At 77.3% G+C, this 406-nt stretch carries 1 protein-coding gene; it reads left to right on the top strand.

Annotated elements, in window-relative coordinates; translation table 11 throughout:
* A partial coding sequence (locus PUR61_RS41345; protein WP_329885113.1) for a SpnB-like Rossmann fold domain-containing protein occupies window positions 1–406 on the top strand: 406 nt, incomplete at both ends.

Raw genomic sequence — 406 nt, 5'->3', positions numbered from 1 at the left:
TGGTGGTCCTGACGCGTCGGGCGGTGGCCGTGGACGAGGGGGAGACGCCCGACCTGGCGACGGCCCCGGTCTGGGGTCTGCTCCGCTCGGCGCAGAACGAGTTCCCGGGCCGGATCGTGCTCGTGGACACCGACGGCGCCGCGGCCTCCGAGGCGGCCCTGGCCGCCGCCGTCGCCACGGGCGAGCCCCAACTCGCCCTGCGGGAAGGGCGCCTGCACACGCCGCGGCTGGTGCGGGCGGCGGTTCCCGAGGTCGAGTCGGCCCGCCCGTGGAACCCGGACGGCACGGTTCTGATCACGGGTGGTACGGGGACGCTGGGGGCGATCCTGGCGCGGCACCTGGTGGCCGAGCGGGGGGTGCGGCATCTGGTGCTGCTCTCCCGGCGGGGTGAGCGGGCGCCGGGTGC

The sequence above is a fragment of the Streptomyces sp. BE20 genome, assembly GCF_036322525.1.
Taxonomy (GTDB): domain Bacteria; phylum Actinomycetota; class Actinomycetes; order Streptomycetales; family Streptomycetaceae; genus Kitasatospora.
This window is presented reverse-complemented; position numbering and strand designations above follow the sequence as displayed.